The organism is Streptomyces sp. NPDC104106 (genome assembly GCF_055584345.1).
Genome location: NZ_JBVJMF010000008.1, coordinates 96,468 through 111,806, shown reverse-complemented (window position 1 = coordinate 111,806; position 15,339 = coordinate 96,468). Strand labels below are relative to the sequence as shown.

Below are 15,339 nucleotides of genomic sequence, written 5' to 3'. Positions count from 1 at the left end.
GGGCGGTCCGTCCGGCGTGTACCGGAGGCTTCCGGGGGGTCCCGGGCGGTGCGTTTTCGGCCGCTTACGTGTCTTTCTTCGCAGGCTAGGGCCGGGGGAAGGGGGTGGGCATGCTCCATGTGGGCGTTGTCGGCGCGGCCGGTTGTCCGCGGTGGACATAGCCGCCCGCCCGAACTCCACCCGCTCGCCCGGCGCCGTCGGCCCCGTAATCGCTGAACTCCCCGGGCGAGGGCGTTAGATTGGCTCGCTGACGGTGGACGGAACGGCTGGTCAGGGGGCAAGGGCGATGGACAGCGACGGCACACGGGACGCACGCGGCACACACGCCCACCCAGTCCCGCGCCCGGCTCCGCCATTGGAGGGAGGGGGGGTGCCGCCGCGGCCGTCCCGCGCGCCGGACGTGCCACCGCACCCGCCCGCGCACGCCCCCCACGGCGCGCCGTCCCGCTCGCCCGTCGCCGAGTGGCTCGACCAGCCCCGCCCGGCCGTCCGGCCCGGCATCTGGCGCTACGGCTACCGCCCGCCCAAGGACGCACGCCCGGCGCAGCGCCTCGCTCCCGTCACCATCGTCGGCTTCGTCGTCCCCCTGGCGGCGGGGCTGCTGCTGTGGTCACTGTGGCGGCACGGCAGCCTTCCCTACCAGTGGACCGTCCTCAAACTGCTCACGCCGGACGACTGGTGGTGGGGCGGTACGACGACACCCAAGAGCTTCAAGGGGGCCGAGGCCCTCACCGTCGCCGACGGCGTGGTCTTCGCGGTCCTCCTGTACGCCATGGCACGCCTGGGCAGCTGGGGCGACATCATCCGGCACCTCGTCAGCCGCAGGGAGCAGCCCGCCCGCGCCCTGGTCGCCGCCGTGGGAGCGCTGATCGCGCTGGCCTTCGTCTTCCCGAGCGCGTTCGGCCTCGGCTGGAACGCCCTGCCCGTCCAGGATCCGCTGTTCTCGCTGATCGTGCTGATCACCGGCGACTACAGCGTGTTCGCGTCGCAGTGGCTCACCGACGGGCTGTACGCGCTCGTCACCGCGCTGGTGCTGTGGCCGTTCGCCCGGATCGGTGGCTGGCGGCCCCTCGCGCAGGAGGCCCTCGCCGCACGCGGGCGGGCGAAGGCGGGGCAGAGCGCACAGCCGGCCGTGGACCGGCGGCCGTCGCAGTGGCCCGACCTCAGGGAGGCCGGTCAGCACCAGGCCGCGGACCTGCTCAGTGCCGAGGTGGACGCCGGCCGGATGAACGACGTGGACTGCGCGCGGGTCGGCCACATGTGGACGAGGGCCCGCGCCCTGGCCCGGGTCTCCTCCTTCTCCGACACGGTCCTGCGTGAGGGCGGAGCCGCCTGGACCCATCCGTCCGGCCACCGTGACCTGCCCGGCCGGACCGCGCGGCACGATCTGCTCGCCGGGCAGGTGCGTATCGGGCAGTGGGTGGCGGCAGAGCGCACCGCATCCGGATACGGCGGCGCGGGAGCCGCCCTCGCACCGGAGACCCTCGGCACCTCGCTGCTGGCCGTGGGACCGTCCGGCTCCGGCAAGACACGCCATCTGATCCAGCCCGTCGTGGAGTCGCTCGGTCTGCAGGCGCTGACCGGGCAGTGTGCCGTCGTCGCCGTCTGCGCGGCCGGCACCCCGCTCGGCCCGGACTCGGCCCACGACGTCGTCGTGCGCCTCGGCGACCCAGCCTCCGTCCACGACCTCGACCCCTACGCCGAGTCCGAGGACCCCGACGAGGCGGCCGCCTTCCTGGCCGAAGGGCTCGTCGGTGATCTGGACACGGTGAGCGGACAGCGGGCGGTCACCGCGCTCGCCCAGCTCCTCGGTCCCTACCGGGCGGCGCACGGACGCTTTCCGACCCTGCCCGCCCTGCGTGAACTTCTGGAAGGGGAGCCGTCGGCCCTGGCGGAGCTGCGCGCGGCCCTCGCGGGCGACGAGCACGGCTCGATGCGCCGCGAGCTGGAGGCGCGCGCCCGGCAGTCGGGCAGCGCGGGCGATCCCGGACCGGTGCTGGCCGACCGGCTCGCCGTGCTGGACCGCCCGGCGTTCGCCGGGTTCTTCGGCGCGGACGGCGCGGGGGCCCGGCCGTTCTCGCTGCGCGCCGTCGCCCACCATCCGCTGCGGGTCCGTATCGACCTGCCCGAGCGCGGACACGAGGAGGCGGCACGGATCGTCACCCGGCTGGTGCTGGCCCAGTTCGGGTCGGTCGCGACGGCGGGCGACCGTGACCACTTCCTCTGCCTCGTCCTGGACGACGCCACCGGCGCGGTGACGAGCGAGTCCCTGCGCCGCATCCCGCGGCTGCGCTCGCGCAACGCGGGGGTCGTACTCGCCCTGCGCACGGTCGGTGACGTCCCCGAGGCGCTGCACGGCCCGCTCTACGCCGCCGTCGGCTGCCGCATGGCGTTCTCCGGCGTCGCCACCTGGGACGGGGGCAGGTTCGCGGATGCCTGGGGCACCGAGTGGGTGGAGACCCGGGACGTGGCCCGGCACACCGTCTTCGCGAACCAGCCGATGACGCGCGCGATCCACGCCCTGCGCAAGCTGATCACCGGCAAGGCCGTGACGACGGAGGCCGTCACCGTCCGCCAAGTCGAACGTGAGCGGTGGTCCGCGTCCGAGTTGGCGCACGGGGTGCCCGCCGGGCACGCGGTGTTGTCGTTGACCACTGTGCGAGGGGAGCACGCGCCGCCGTCGCTCGTGGATCTGCGGGGCTGAAGGGGGCGGCGTGGGATCGTACGGTGAGGCAGAATCGGGATAGGCCGTTCATACGCGGCGGCCAAAAGATCACCATGATCAGCCGTCGGCGTGCGTGCGTGATCGGCGGATTCCCCTCATCGTGAAGGTCCCATGCCCCCCACCCTCGCCTCGCTCGTCCACCACTCCGCGCTCAAGCTGACCGTGCGCGCGGGCGAGGACCGGCTCGACGTGCCCGTCCGCTGGGCCCACGTCAGCGAGCTGGCCGACCCCGTGCCGTACATGGAGGGCGGCGAGCTGCTGCTGATCACCGCCCTCAAGCTGGACGCGGAGGACCGTGAGGCCATGCGGCGGTATGTGAAACGGCTGGTCGGGGCCGGTGTCGTAGGGCTCGGCTTCGCCGTCGGGGTCAATTACGAGGAGATCCCCGAGGCGCTGGTCGACGCCGCCCGGGAAGAGGGCCTGCCGCTGCTGGAGGTGCCGCGCCGCACCCCCTTCCTCGCCATCAGCAAGGCCGTCTCCGCCGCCATCGCCGCCGACCAGTACCGGGCCGTCACAGCGGGTTTCGCCGCCCAGCGGGAGCTGACCAAGCAGGCGCTGAACGCCGGCCCCGAGGGACTGCTCGGGGCGCTCGCCGCGCAGCTCGACGGCTGGGCCGCGCTGTACGACGCCTCGGGCGCCGTCGTCGCCGCCGCGCCCGAGTGGGCCGGCCGCCGCGCCGCCCGCCTCACCGCCGAGGTGGAACGGCTGCGGGAGCGGCCCGCGCCCGCCTCCTGCGTCGTCGGCGGGCCCGAGCACGAGGACCGGGTGGAGCTGCACTCCCTCGGCACGGGCCGCCGGCCGCGCGCCGCGCTCGCCGTCGGCACGGCCGCCGCCCTCGGCACCGCCGAGCGCTACGCCGTGCACTCCGCCATCGCCCTGCTCACCCTCACCACCGAACGCTCCCGCTCCCTGCACGCGGCGGAACAGCGCGTCGGCGCGGCGGTGCTGCGCATGCTCCTCGCCGGGGAGCCCGACCACGCCCGGGCCGTCGCCGGGGACCTGTACGGCGGGCTCCTGGACGCCCCGTTCCGGATGATCGTCGCCGAGTCCGTGCGGGGATCCGCCGCTCGCGCGCCGTCCGGGGGCGCCGTCCCGTCCGTCCCCGACGCCGGGGGCGACAGCCTGGGCGGGCTCGTCGAGAGCGTGGAGTCCGCCGCCGCCCGTTCCGGCGAGGCCGTCCTGGTCGTGCCCGAGGGGGAGCGGCTGGTGGTGCTGGCCGCCGACGGGGGAGCCGCCGTGGCCGCCTGCACCCGCTACGCGGCGGCGCTGGAGACGGCGCGGGCCGGGTCAGGGCCCGAGCAGGCCGGGGGCGAGGAGGAGCAGCTGGAAGTCGGGCTGTCCGCGCCGGCCGGACCGATCGCCGCGGCGGCGGCCTACAAACAGGCGGAGCAGGCGCTGTCGGTGGCGCGGCGACGCGGGCGGGTGCTGGTGGAGCACGAGCAGCTGGCCGCCGGCTCGATGCTGCCGCTGCTGGCCGACGACGCCGTCAAGGCGTTCGCCGACGGCCTGCTGCGGGCGCTGTACGAACACGACGCGACGGGCCGCGGGGACCTCGTCGCCTCGCTGCGCGCGTGGCTCTCGCGGCACGGCCAGTGGGACGCGGCCGCGGCGGACCTCGGCGTGCACCGGCACACGCTGCGGTACCGGATGCGCAGGGTCGAGGAGATCCTGGGGCGCTCGCTGGACGACCCGGACGTACGGATGGAGCTGTGGCTCGCCCTGAAGGCGACCGGCAGCGGCACGGAGTAAACCCGGCGGGTCGGCGGTCCAGCGGTCCAGTAGTCCAAACAGTAGTGCGCGGGACGTTCACTGCTACGACTCGGACAAACGACCGCCGTGCGCCCCCGCCCTACCGTTGAGCACGCAAGCCAAGCACACCTCCGACACGGAAGGGCCGGGACTCGACATATGACTTCCACCCACGCCTTCTGGCTCGCCGGCCGCCAGGTCACCGGCGAGGACACCTTCGACGTCACCTCCCCGTGGGACGGCCGGCTCGTCGGCACGGTCAGCGTGCCGACCGACGCCCAGGTCGAGGAGGCCGTGGCCGCGGCGTACGCGGTGCGGGACGAGTTCGCCGCCACCCCGGCGCACGTGCGGGCCGCCGCCCTCGACCACGTCAGCAAGCGGCTGGCCGAGCGGGCCGAGGAGATCGCCCAGCTGATCTCCGCCGAGAACGGCAAGCCCGTCAAGTGGGCCCGGGGCGAGGTCGGGCGTGCGGTCTCCGTGTTCCGGTTCGCGGCCGAGGAGGCCCGCCGGTTCAACGGCGGCGAGGCCCAGCGCCTCGACACGGACGCCGGCGGCCAGGGTCGCCTCGCCCTCACCCGCCGCTTCCCCAAGGGGGTCGTGCTCGGCATCGCGCCGTTCAACTTCCCGCTGAACCTGTGCGCCCACAAGCTCGCCCCGGCGATCGCGGCCGGCGCGCCGATCATCCTCAAGCCGGCCCCGGCCACCCCGCTGTCCGGGCTGATCCTCGGTGACCTCCTCGCCGAGACCGAGGGCCTGCCGGCCGGTTCGTGGTCGATCCTGCCGGTCACCAACGAGCGGATGCCCGCCCTCGTCCAGGACGAGCGCCTGCCGGTCATCTCCTTCACCGGCTCCGACAAGGTCGGCTACGCGATCATGGACTCGGTGCCGCGCAAGCACTGCACGCTGGAGCTGGGCGGAAACGGCGCCGCGGTCGTCCTCGGCGACTACGCCTCCGACGCCGACCTGGACTGGGCCGCGACCCGCATCGCGACCTTCTCCAACTACCAGGGCGGCCAGTCCTGCATCTCCGTGCAGCGGGTGATCGCCGACGCGTCGGTCTACGACCGGCTGCTGCCGCGCATCGTCGCCGCCGTCGAGGCCCAGGTCACCGGCGACCCGAGCGACGCCGCCACCGACGTCGGCCCGCTGGTCAGCGAGGACGCGGCCAAGCGTGTCGAGGCGTGGGTGAACGAGGCGGTCGACGCCGGCGCCCAGCTCCTGACCGGCGGCAAGCGCGACGGCGCCTCCTACGCGCCGACCGTGCTCACCGACCTCCCGGCCGACACCACCCTCGCCCGCGAGGAGGTCTTCGGACCCGTCCTCAGCGTGCAGAAGGCGGACGGCGAGGCGGCGGCGTTCGCCGCGGTCAACAGCTCCAAGTACGGCCTCCAGGCGGGCGTGTTCACCCACGACCTCCAGGCCGCCTTCCGCGCCCACCGCGCCCTGGAGGTCGGTGGCGTGGTGATCGGCGACGTCCCGTCCTACCGCGCCGACCAGATGCCGTACGGCGGCGCCAAGCAGTCCGGCGTGGGCCGCGAAGGCGTGCGGTTCGCGATGGAGGACTACACCTACGAGCGCGTACTGGTCCTGACCGGTCTCGCGCTCTGACCTGCCACGGACAGGTCAGGAACAGAACGGCCGAGCCCACTGTGCGGGGGCTCGGCCGTTCGTTGTCTCCGCGCCGCCGAAGAGGCCCGCCTCGAGCGCGGCGCGGCGTCGCGTCACCGGTCCGGCCGCACCGCAGTGACCCGAAGGATCGTTCGGCGGTTACCGCTTCGGCCAATGGACGAGGGAGGCGCACGTGGTCTACACGCGTAAGAACGTCACCGACCTGACCCGCGCCGAGCGGCGGCGGTTCGTCGAAGCTCTGCTCGAGGTCAAACGCCGGGGTGTGTACGACGAGTTCGTACGGATGCACATCGCGCACAACTCCGCGGACGGCGAACACGCCCTGCGTACTGCCCACATGACACCGTCCTTCCTGCCCTGGCACCGCAAGCTCCTGCTCGAGCTGGAGCGGGCGCTGCGCCGGGTGGACGCGTCGGTGACGGTGCCGTACTGGGACTGGACCCGGGACCGCACGGCACACTCCCTGCCGTGGACCGACGACCTGCTCGGCGGCAACGGACGGCACACGGACCGGCAGGTGATGACGGGCCCGTTCGCCTACCGAGGCGGCCACTGGAAGATCACCGAGAACGTGACCGACGTGCCCTACCTCACCCGCGACCTCGGCCGCGCCCGCGCCCCGATCCAGCTGCCGACCGGCCGTGACCTCGAACTGGCCCTGGCCGACCCGGAGTACGACACCTGGCCCTGGAACTCGGAGGTCACCCAGGGGTTCCGCAACAAGCTGGAGGGATGGGGGAGGGGCCGGGGCAGCGTCTCCTGGCAGAACCACAACCGGGTGCACCACTGGGTCGGCGGGGTGATGCGCAGCGCCGCCTCCCCCAACGACCCGGTCTTCTGGCTGCATCACTCCTTCGTCGACCTCCAGTGGACCCGCTGGCAGCGACGGCACCGCGATCACCGGTACCTCCCCGCCGAGCCTCCCGGCAGGCGCGACCCCCAGCACGGCCGGATCGTGGCTCGCTACGAGAGGCTGCCGCCGTGGGACGTCACGCCGGACGAACTGGAGGAAATGGGCGGCGTCTACCGCTACGCGTGAGGTGCGTCGCTTCTCCGTTCGAGGCGTCACACATCCCGCTGAAAAGCGGACGACACAGTGAACACCGCTCGTGTACGGCTTCCCCTTGATCAAGCTTGTGTCTTCTGCGAAGGAGACGCCACCGTGCGAATTTCTGACATCCAGCGCTGCCACATCCGGCCCGGACGGCTCGTCGAGTGGAGGTTCAGCCCGGCGACCATCGCGGCCGCGGCAGCGCTGCCACCGGATCCGCGGCCGCCGGCGTACATCCAGGAGTCGCATATCAGGACGGCCCGTTCGGTGCGCGAGGACGGACTGTTCGTACCGACCTGGCTCGGTACGGCGTTCGACCTGCCGGGCCGGGTGGACCTCGACGCGCTGGAACGGGCGCTGCGTGCCTGGACGCTGCGTCACGAGACGCTGCGCAGCGGCTTCAGGTGGGCCGGTGACGACATGCAGCGATTCACGCTCGACGAGAGCGACGTGTCGCTGCGCCGCGAGGTGGTCGGTGACTTCGCCGACCCGGAAGCGCTGACCCGTTACCTGCAGGACCGGTTCGACGCCGCGGCGGACGCGCTCGGCTGGCCGAACCTCATCTACGCGGCCGTCGTACGCGAGGACTCGACCAGTGTGTACATGGCCTTCGACCACACCAACGTCGACGCCTACTCCATCCAACGCATCCCCGGCGAGATCCACGGACTGTACACGGCGGGCGCCGCGGGGCTGCCCGTCATCGGCCCGTCGGTGGGAAGTTACGTGGACTTCTGCGAACAGGAGCGGGCGAACGCGGACGGTATCGACGACACCCACGCGATCGTCGCGCGCTGGCGGGAGTTCATCGCCCGGTGCGACGGCAGGCTTCCGGAACTGCCCATCGACCTCGGTCTGCGGGCAGGCGGCGCGCTGCCCGCCCAGAAGCTGGCGTGCGGCCCGCTGGTCGACGCGGACGCCGCCGCCGCGTTCGAGGCGTACTGCCGTCCCTACGGCGGCAGTCTGGTGGGCATCCTGGCCGCGACCAGTCTGATCGTCCACGAACTCGGCGGGCAGCCGGTCTACCGCACGGTGGTGCCGTTCCACACCCGCTCGAAGTCCGCGTGGTCGGACTCCGTGGGCTGGTACGTCGGCGGCGCGCCCATCGAGGTCCCCGCGGCACGGGACTTGACGGATGCGCTCGGCATGGTCCGCGCCGAACTCCGGGCCAACCGGTCGCTGGCGCGCATTCCGCTGGCCCGCGTGCTGCGGCTGCTCGGCACGGATTTCCGCCCGACCTCGCCCGACATGTACTCGATCATCTCGTATGTCGATGCCCGCCTCATTCCCGGATCGGCCGCCTGGACCCGGCAGAAGGCGTACGGGCTGATCCGGGTCTCCTACGGCGACCAGGTGTGCGCCTGGGTCAACCGGCTGCACGAGGGGCTGTGGTTCGCCTGCCGGTATCCGGACACCGACGTCGCGTACAAGAACGTGCGGCGGTATGAGGAGGCGCTGCGGGACCTGATCGTCTCCGTGCCCGCACGTGCTTGCTCGCGTCTCGCGGCGTCGGCGTTCTCCTGACGCAACTTTCGCCCGGTTCACCCGTGTTGTGGATGTCCGTGTGCAACGCCCCTGCTGTTACTGCTAGTGTTCGCGCAGTTACGGTCGGCAATCAGTTTCGCCGTATGAGCAAAGGACGAGAGTTCCATGCGCAAGATTCAGCAGGTCGTGATCGCAGCAGTGGCGGCCGCCGGCGGCCTGTCCGCCATCGGTGCCGTTCCCGCCATGGCCGACGCCTACGACAGCGGGCCGCAGGTGACCGATCTCTACCGTCCCTACCAGGAGTGCAGTCCGCAGACGGTGTCCCAGAACGACGTCCCGCTCAGCGTGCTCGGACTCTCCGACACCCTGGACACCAACTGCGGTCAGTTCAACAACGCTTTCACCCACTGAGTCCGGCGGGCATCCCTACGACGGAAAGCGCATCACATGTTCAGCAGGAAGAAGATCGCCGCTGTCTCGGGTCTCGTCGGCGGCATTGCCGTGACCTGCATCGGCCTCACTCCGGCGCATGCCGCAGGAGGTCCGGGGACCTGCACGCGCGATCTCCTGGGCAACCTCACCTGTACCCAGCGGATCAAGGGTGAGGTGCCCGAAGGCGGCACCCTCCCGCATCAGGAGACCTGCAAGCCGGTGCAGCCCGTGAGGCTGCCCGCCTTCCTGGGGCAGGGGGAGGAGCGGCTCGGGCCCACGGTGACCTGTTCCTCCGAGACGGTGGGAGTTCCGCCCGCGGAGAACGGTGGGCGGGAGGCGCCCGGCGGTGACGCCCCCGGCCTCATGGGCCGACTCCTTCCGGTCGGCGCCTCGTAGCGCCGGTACGGCGGACGGGGGCGACGCGCCACGTGTGGAGCGCAGATCCACGGTAACTACGGAGTGTGTGTATATGCTCACACTAAGTAGTCGAGCCGGGCGTTTTTCGCCTGGGCAAGAAAGGGTCAATCCATGCGTAAGTTTCAGCGCGCTGCGGTCGTAGCGGTGGCGGTTGCGGGGCTCTCCTTCGTCGGTGCCGGGGTCAGCTCCGCCGCCGGTGGCGAGGACGCGCCCCCGCAGATCACCGCCGTGGCCAACTCGTCCGCCAACGCGGTGGCCGTCGGCGGCGGTTACTACACCGTGCCGCAGCCCAAGTCGCAGGAGCACGGGGACCAGGGTCCCCAGCAGGGTGACCAGGGTCCCCAGCAGGGTGGCTACGACCAGCACCAGGGTGACGAGTAAAAGCGTACGTCGTACGACCTCGGCATCCCGGACCGGCGCCCCTTCGGTCCGGGATGCCGGTGCACTGAGTGACATCCATGGCGAAGGCAGCCCGGAAGCACCCCGACCCTGTCGGGGCCTGCGTCCGGGCTGCGGCGCTGTCCGGACTTGATCGGGCCGGGTGCGCGCCGATCAACGGCACGCGCCCCGGCCCCCATCGCAAAGGAAGACAACTCATGTTCGTTGCACGGAAGATCGCCACTGTCTCGGGTCTCGTCGGCGGTCTCGCCGCACTCTGCGTCGGCGCCGGACACGCGTACGCGGACAGCTCCCCGGGCGATTGCAGGACCACCGCTCAGGGCGGCACCGTCTGTGTCCACAAGAGTGAGACCCGCACCGACAAGAGCGGCGTGCACATCCTCAGGCAGGCGCAGGACTGCTCGACGACGGACCGTCCGCGCGTGGTGTTCCCGGACGACCGGCTGATGGGCGGCGGTTCCGCCACCGCCGGGGAGGTCGTCGACTGCTCCAACACCGCGAAGCTGCCCAAGGGCTTCAGGAAGCCGCACATCGAGCTCTGAGCGTCGGCCCACACGACGATCCCCGGTACCCCAACCGCTGGTCGGGATACCGGGGATCGTCGTTGACGGTCCTACTTGAACGAGTTGTTGCAGCCCATGGACGAGCCCAGCGACGACTGCTGCGCACCCGAGTTGCCCTCGCCGTTCAGCAGGTTGCCACCCAGGCCGTTGAGGATCCCGACCTCGCCGAGGACGTCGGCGTTGAGGTCGTGCGACCGACAGGTGCTGCTCTGCGAGATGTTGAATTCGTCGCCCCTGCCCCCGCCCTGGCCGGCGTGGGCGGTGCCGGCGCCCAGGAGTCCGAGGCTCCCGAACGCGGCGAGGAGAACGGCGGTGGTGCGGACCTTGCGCATGTGATCTCCGATGGAATGAGGAGGATGCGATCTGTGAGAGAAATCGCCATCTGTGCCATAAAGGCTGATACGAAATACTCGAAATGATCGAGCGGCGCGCCGAAGACGATTGATTTTCGTTGGAATCGGATACCCGTCGGCGCATATGAATGGTCCCGGCACCCGGCCTTCGGCCCGGTGTCGGGACCATTTACTGTCCGGCGCCCCGGCGCCGGACGATACGTCAGAACGCGCTGTTGTTGCAGCCCATCGTCGAGCCGAGGTTGGTCGCCTGGGCGCCCGGGTTGCCCTCACCGTTGAGGGCGTTGCCCAGCAGGCCGTTGAGGATCCCGACCTCGCCGAGGACGTCGAGGTTCAGGTCGTGCGACTTGCAGTGGGAGCTCTGCGTGATGTTGAACCTGTCGCCGTGGTCCTTGCCCTCGCCCTGGCCGCCGGCGTAGGCCGTGCCGCTCACGAGCCCGATGCTGCTGAGCGCGGCGACGAGGACGGCAGCGTTGCGAAGCTTGCGCATGTTCATCTCCGTGGAGTGAAGGGGTGCGATCTGGGGCAGATCGACTTTTTACAGTTACGGGAGATTAGTACGAAATACGACTTCGCCCGGCATCGACGCGCCGTTTTCTTGATCGCGCCGCAGAAACACCCGAAAGCCGTATCGCATGCGAACGGGCCCCACGGGAGCGATGCCCGAAAGGCCCGTGCCGGATGGCGACTTGTGGCCGTCAGCCCTGGTACTGCGCGCTGGCGAGGGAATTCGACTGGCTATTGGCCTGGGTGCAGTCGATGCCCCGCGTCTCGGCCGCCGCGAGGAGGGCGACCGGTACGTTCGCGCCGAGCAGGGACTGCGGGCTGCACTCCTGGGACGGACGGAAGAGGTTGGCCTGATGCACCGGGCCACCCTCTGCCGTCTGTGGGGCCGGCGAGGAGATCTGGGGGCTGATCTGCGGGTTCAGTTGGGGGTTGACCTGCGGAGCCACCTCGGTGCCCCGTGGCTGCTGAGGGGCCGGAGTGCCGTACGTCTGCGCGGTCGCCTGGGCCGAGGTGGCCGAGGCGGCCTGGGCGTCAGGCTGCGAAACGGGAGCCGGCCCCGGCCCGTTGTAGGTGGCGGGGACGGCGGAGCTCGGGCTGGCCCCGACGCCGGACAGACCGCCGGCTGCTGCGACGATGAGCGCGACCTGGCGAAGCTTGCGCATGGAATCCTCGGCCCTTCATTGACCTGTGTGCGGAAATGGTGAAACGACTGACGGGACAGCGCAGTTGTCGCTGTCACCGCTGTCCTGAGCGGTTGCCATGGACCATTGTTTTCGCCCCGTGGGGAACGAGGGTGTGCGGAGCGGGATACGGGCGCCGCGCCGTGGTCACCCATTTGCCGCAAGGCCGCGCAGGCGGCGGACCCCTCCTCCTTTCCAGGCAAATGGGTGACAGGCCTCGGGGGCCCGTGACCGCGGCCAGGAATTCCTCGTTCCAGCGGGGAGAAGGCAGCGGCCCTGGCCCCGAGCAGGGAGAGGCGAATCGCTGCCGACTCGACGCGAAGTCCGCGTGCTGCTCAGGTGTACCGCTGCTGATCTGCAGTGCGGTTACCGCACCGACCGCACGCGTGACCGCACGGCGTGCAATGGACTTCCCTAAATCAGGTATCGAAGGGCCGAGGGTTTCATGCGCAAGCTTCACAAGGCCGCGCTCGTTCTGGCAGCGGCCGGTGGTCTGTCCGCCATGGGCGCCGGCATCAGCCATGCCGACTCGCCTGTGGGATATGGCGGTGCCCCTCCGGTGCCGGCTCCGGACCAGGTTCCGCAGGGCGCCCCCCCGGCACCTGCTCCCCAGTCGGCCGGGTACGCCGCCGGGTCGACGCAGGGCTCAGCGCGGGCCACCGTTCCCCAGTACCCGCAACAGGCCGCTCCTGCGCCCCAGTACCCGCAGCAGGCCGCTCCTGCGCCGCAGTACCCCCAGCAGACCGGGTACGCCGCCGGGTCGACGCAGGGCTCAGCGCGGGCCACCGTTCCCCAGTACCCGCAACAGGCCGCTGCTGCGCCCCAGTACCCGCAGCAGGCCGCTCCTGCGCCGCAGTACCCCCAGCAGACCGGTTACGCCTCGGCCTCGGCCTCGTCGCAGGGCGCGGCGCAAGCCACTGCCTCGCCCTACCCGCAGCAGCAGATGGCCCCTGCGCCGCAGTACGCGCAGCCGCAGTACGCGCCGCAGCCCGCCCCCATGTACGCGCAGCCGCAGCCCGGCCCCCAGCCGGCGCAGGTCGTGCCGCAGGTCATGCCCCAGGTGATGCCGCAAGTAGCCCCGCAGGTGGCCATGCCGCAGGGCTTCACCCCGGAGACGCCGATGCGTGTCGCCCCGCAGGTGAACCCCCAGTTGAACCCTCAGGTGAACCCACTCGTCAACCCGATCGTCGGGCAGCCGAGCGTTCCGCAGCTGGCCCCGGTCGGCCTCGGACAGGTCGCGGCACCCCCCGTCGGCCAGCTCGGCCTTCCCCGACTCGGCTGATCTGCCCCGTAGGCACCAAAATCCTGACTCGTTCTGTTGCAGATCACATCTGCTCGACCCAACGGAGAATCCATGCGCACGTTCCAGAAGGCAGTCCTCGTGGGCGCCGCCGTCATTGGCAGTGTCTGCACCTTCGGAGGCAACACCGCCTTCGCCCACGGTGAGCCGGGCCATGACATCGACGTCACGCAGGGCACCGAGTGCCGTTCGCACGATATGAACATCGAGGTGCTCGGCAGTGTCGGCGCCCTCACCGGCCTGGCCGGCAACCTGCTGAACGGCGAAGGCAACCCGGGCGCGCAGCAGAGCCACCTTGGTTCGAACATGGGCTGCAACAACCAGGCGTTCTGACCGACGTGTCGAGGGCCCCAGGGGATCCGCCGTGACCTCCTGGGGCCCCGATCATGCGCCGACGCGCACGTGCCCAGGCCGGCATCGGGCCAAACGACTGAAAATCCATGACGTCTGCGTGGATCGCCTCTCCGGCCACGCCATCCAGCCCTCGGCCGACCTGCCCGTGCGTCTCAGTGACAACGGCGTGGACGCCTACGGCTCGGACGACCAGCCCGGCCGGCCCGCCCCGTCCACGCCGCGCGTGCGCCACCAGCGTCACCACTCGGGTCACAGCCCACCCGGCGCCGAGGCGGTCCAGCACCGGCGTGGTGGCGCAACGGACCGAGGCCACGCTCGCCCGCACCGGAGCAGGCGGCCCCTGGGTGCCGGCCGGAGGGGTGCTGCACCGGCGCTTCCGGCCGGGGCCGGTCAGCCGCGAGTGGTGATCGCGACCGGGGCCTTTCACGCCTGGCGTAGGTGCAACTGGCCGTAACCCCGGGCAGCGGACGGCGAGTTGGCCGGGGCGCCCGGTGCGCCGGTGACGAAGCGCCGGTCATGACCGACGCCGGCTATGAGCGACAGGATGCGCTCCGGCAGTAGCCCGATGGCGCAGGACCCGCTGCGCGGATCCGCGCCCGGGAGGCCGCGCGCGCAGGGCCCTGCCGACGGTATCGCGGGAGCGAGTGGGGCGCTGGGCGTCGGCCTCGGCCATGGCCTGGGAGTCGAACCGGAGCAGGACGCGGTGTCGGTACGCCCGGGTGATCTCCCGGGCCTTGGGGAGGCCGTCGAGGCCGGCGGCGGCCGGCTCCTCCTCGAACTGCACCAGGTGGCCGGGAAACCCCCAGGTGCCGAGAGCACTGCGCAGTCCGGCGAGCGTGCGCGTGGGCGGGGCGGACCGGTGCAACACAACTTCCGGAATCCGAACCGCCGTTGCGGCGGCGATACGCCTCGGCGTCCGGGCGCAGCTCATCGGGCGGGCGATCGCGGACATCGACGTGTCCGACCGCCCGCCGGTGCCCCGTGCCGCACGGCTTCGCCCCACCGACCCAACGATCGACGGGGCGAAACGGCCAGGGAACGACGGGGCGGGCGCGGGGCCTACGGCCCCGGCACCGAGACGCGGTGACGAGCGTCACGCGACGCGGCTGTCAGCCGCATTCGGAGCCGATTTCGGTACCCTGCGCACCCGGATTGCCCTCGCCGTTCAGCAGGTTTCCGGCCAGGCCGTTGAGGATGCCCACCTCGCCGAGGATGTCGAGGTTGAAGTCGTGGGACTTGCATCCGCCGCCGTGTCCTCCGGCGGGCAGCGCGGTGGCAGAGCCGACGCCCATCAGGCTGATGCCACTGACAAGGGCGGCCGCGACAGCGGCCTTGTGAAGCTTGCGCATGTCTCCTCCTTTCAGTAGAGCGCACCGTCAAAAGATCCACTAAGCGCTCATTTCGAAGGCTAGATCGACATATCGCACCGCGCTCTTCGGGCGAGCCATCCGGGGACGACGTCCCAGGCCCGCGGACGGCAGGGCTGCCCGTCGGGGGGCGCCCAGCCTCCCGCCGCGGGCGAAACGGCTTGACCTGCGGCGCGGAGTTCCCGACCGCGCGGGGGCGCGGAGGTGCGAAGGGCGGCAGCGGCTGCGCCTGCCCGGGCCGCGGCCGGTCGCGCCGTTCGCCGAATGATGTGTGCCGGTAAAGGATTCGGCATCCGCCGGTCAAGAATCTTGTTCTGTGCATGACTCG

The 15,339-nt window shown here is 71.5% G+C and carries 15 protein-coding genes; 11 read left to right on the top strand and 4 right to left on the bottom strand.

Features of this window, described 5'->3' with window-relative positions; all coding sequences use genetic code 11:
- Positions 1 to 286 precede the first annotated feature (286 nt).
- The 9 genes from ACZ60X_RS20485 (at position 287) to ACZ60X_RS20445 (ending at position 10,429) form a co-directional block, all read left to right on the top strand.
- A complete protein-coding gene (locus ACZ60X_RS20485; RefSeq protein WP_469600249.1) occupies positions 287 to 2,704 on the top strand; it encodes a type IV secretory system conjugative DNA transfer family protein in 2,418 nt (805 codons plus the stop codon).
- A 132-nt stretch (positions 2,705 to 2,836) separates the two neighbouring features.
- The gene (locus tag ACZ60X_RS20480; protein ID WP_469600247.1) at positions 2,837 to 4,474 is read left to right on the top strand and encodes a PucR family transcriptional regulator; all 1,638 of its coding nucleotides are present in this window, start codon (positions 2,837 to 2,839) and stop codon (positions 4,472 to 4,474) included.
- Between the two features lie 159 nt (positions 4,475 to 4,633).
- Positions 4,634 to 6,082 (top strand): aldehyde dehydrogenase family protein, encoded by a 1,449-nt coding sequence (locus ACZ60X_RS20475; RefSeq protein WP_469600245.1) that lies wholly within the window; start codon positions 4,634 to 4,636, stop codon positions 6,080 to 6,082.
- Between the two features lie 193 nt (positions 6,083 to 6,275).
- The gene (locus tag ACZ60X_RS20470) at positions 6,276 to 7,142 is read left to right on the top strand and encodes a tyrosinase family protein (protein ID WP_469600243.1); all 867 of its coding nucleotides are present in this window, start codon (positions 6,276 to 6,278) and stop codon (positions 7,140 to 7,142) included.
- A 123-nt stretch (positions 7,143 to 7,265) separates the two neighbouring features.
- Positions 7,266 to 8,678, top strand: a complete 1,413-nt coding sequence (locus ACZ60X_RS20465) for a condensation domain-containing protein (protein WP_469600240.1) — start codon at positions 7,266 to 7,268, stop codon at positions 8,676 to 8,678.
- Between the two features lie 126 nt (positions 8,679 to 8,804).
- Entirely contained in the window at positions 8,805 to 9,050 is a 246-nt protein-coding gene (locus ACZ60X_RS20460) for a hypothetical protein (protein WP_469600238.1), read from the top strand.
- Positions 9,051 to 9,086: 36 nt separating this feature from the next.
- On the top strand, positions 9,087 to 9,467 hold the full coding sequence (locus tag ACZ60X_RS20455; RefSeq protein ID WP_469600236.1) for a hypothetical protein: 381 nt from the start codon (positions 9,087 to 9,089) through the stop codon (positions 9,465 to 9,467).
- 132 nt (positions 9,468 to 9,599) lie between these two features.
- Complete coding sequence (locus tag ACZ60X_RS20450; RefSeq protein WP_469600234.1) at positions 9,600 to 9,869, top strand: hypothetical protein; 270 nt, start codon at positions 9,600 to 9,602, stop codon at positions 9,867 to 9,869.
- A 215-nt stretch (positions 9,870 to 10,084) separates the two neighbouring features.
- Entirely contained in the window at positions 10,085 to 10,429 is a 345-nt protein-coding gene (locus ACZ60X_RS20445) for a hypothetical protein (protein WP_469600232.1), read from the top strand.
- Positions 10,430 to 10,500: 71 nt separating this feature from the next.
- Here ACZ60X_RS20445 and ACZ60X_RS20440 read toward each other — a convergent pair whose 3' ends face one another.
- From ACZ60X_RS20440 to ACZ60X_RS20430, 3 genes are all read right to left on the bottom strand, one after another.
- The gene (locus tag ACZ60X_RS20440; RefSeq protein WP_469600230.1) at positions 10,501 to 10,782 is read right to left on the bottom strand and encodes a hypothetical protein; all 282 of its coding nucleotides are present in this window, start codon (positions 10,780 to 10,782) and stop codon (positions 10,501 to 10,503) included.
- A gap of 223 nt (positions 10,783 to 11,005) precedes the next feature.
- Entirely contained in the window at positions 11,006 to 11,293 is a 288-nt protein-coding gene (locus ACZ60X_RS20435) for a hypothetical protein (RefSeq protein ID WP_469600228.1), read from the bottom strand.
- A 208-nt stretch (positions 11,294 to 11,501) separates the two neighbouring features.
- Entirely contained in the window at positions 11,502 to 11,972 is a 471-nt protein-coding gene (locus ACZ60X_RS20430) for a hypothetical protein (RefSeq protein WP_469600226.1), read from the bottom strand.
- Positions 11,973 to 12,435: 463 nt separating this feature from the next.
- Here ACZ60X_RS20430 and ACZ60X_RS20425 point away from each other — a divergent pair, with 463 nt between their 5' ends.
- A complete protein-coding gene (locus tag ACZ60X_RS20425) occupies positions 12,436 to 13,272 on the top strand; it encodes a hypothetical protein (RefSeq protein WP_469600224.1) in 837 nt (278 codons plus the stop codon).
- Between the two features lie 72 nt (positions 13,273 to 13,344).
- Positions 13,345 to 13,623 (top strand): hypothetical protein, encoded by a 279-nt coding sequence (locus ACZ60X_RS20420; protein ID WP_469600222.1) that lies wholly within the window; start codon positions 13,345 to 13,347, stop codon positions 13,621 to 13,623.
- Positions 13,624 to 14,753: 1,130 nt separating this feature from the next.
- On the opposite strand, the gene ACZ60X_RS20415 is transcribed toward ACZ60X_RS20420, so the two are convergent.
- Positions 14,754 to 14,993 carry a hypothetical protein gene (locus ACZ60X_RS20415; protein ID WP_469600220.1) on the bottom strand — a complete coding sequence of 80 codons (240 nt, stop codon included), beginning with the start codon at positions 14,991 to 14,993 and terminating at the stop codon, positions 14,754 to 14,756.
- Positions 14,994 to 15,339 lie beyond the last annotated feature (346 nt).

Coding starts and splice junctions, on each gene's coding strand:
- ACZ60X_RS20415 (WP_469600220.1), bottom strand. CDS start 14,993: ATGCGCAAGCTTCACAAGGCCGCTGTCGCGGCCGCCCTTGTCAGTGGC.
- ACZ60X_RS20460 (WP_469600238.1), top strand. CDS start 8,805: ATGCGCAAGATTCAGCAGGTCGTGATCGCAGCAGTGGCGGCCGCCGGC.
- ACZ60X_RS20455 (WP_469600236.1), top strand. CDS start 9,087: ATGTTCAGCAGGAAGAAGATCGCCGCTGTCTCGGGTCTCGTCGGCGGC.
- ACZ60X_RS20440 (WP_469600230.1), bottom strand. CDS start 10,782: ATGCGCAAGGTCCGCACCACCGCCGTTCTCCTCGCCGCGTTCGGGAGC.
- ACZ60X_RS20425 (WP_469600224.1), top strand. CDS start 12,436: ATGCGCAAGCTTCACAAGGCCGCGCTCGTTCTGGCAGCGGCCGGTGGT.
- ACZ60X_RS20485 (WP_469600249.1), top strand. CDS start 287: ATGGACAGCGACGGCACACGGGACGCACGCGGCACACACGCCCACCCA.
- ACZ60X_RS20445 (WP_469600232.1), top strand. CDS start 10,085: ATGTTCGTTGCACGGAAGATCGCCACTGTCTCGGGTCTCGTCGGCGGT.
- ACZ60X_RS20420 (WP_469600222.1), top strand. CDS start 13,345: ATGCGCACGTTCCAGAAGGCAGTCCTCGTGGGCGCCGCCGTCATTGGC.
- ACZ60X_RS20450 (WP_469600234.1), top strand. CDS start 9,600: ATGCGTAAGTTTCAGCGCGCTGCGGTCGTAGCGGTGGCGGTTGCGGGG.
- ACZ60X_RS20430 (WP_469600226.1), bottom strand. CDS start 11,972: ATGCGCAAGCTTCGCCAGGTCGCGCTCATCGTCGCAGCAGCCGGCGGT.
- ACZ60X_RS20480 (WP_469600247.1), top strand. CDS start 2,837: ATGCCCCCCACCCTCGCCTCGCTCGTCCACCACTCCGCGCTCAAGCTG.
- ACZ60X_RS20475 (WP_469600245.1), top strand. CDS start 4,634: ATGACTTCCACCCACGCCTTCTGGCTCGCCGGCCGCCAGGTCACCGGC.
- ACZ60X_RS20435 (WP_469600228.1), bottom strand. CDS start 11,293: ATGCGCAAGCTTCGCAACGCTGCCGTCCTCGTCGCCGCGCTCAGCAGC.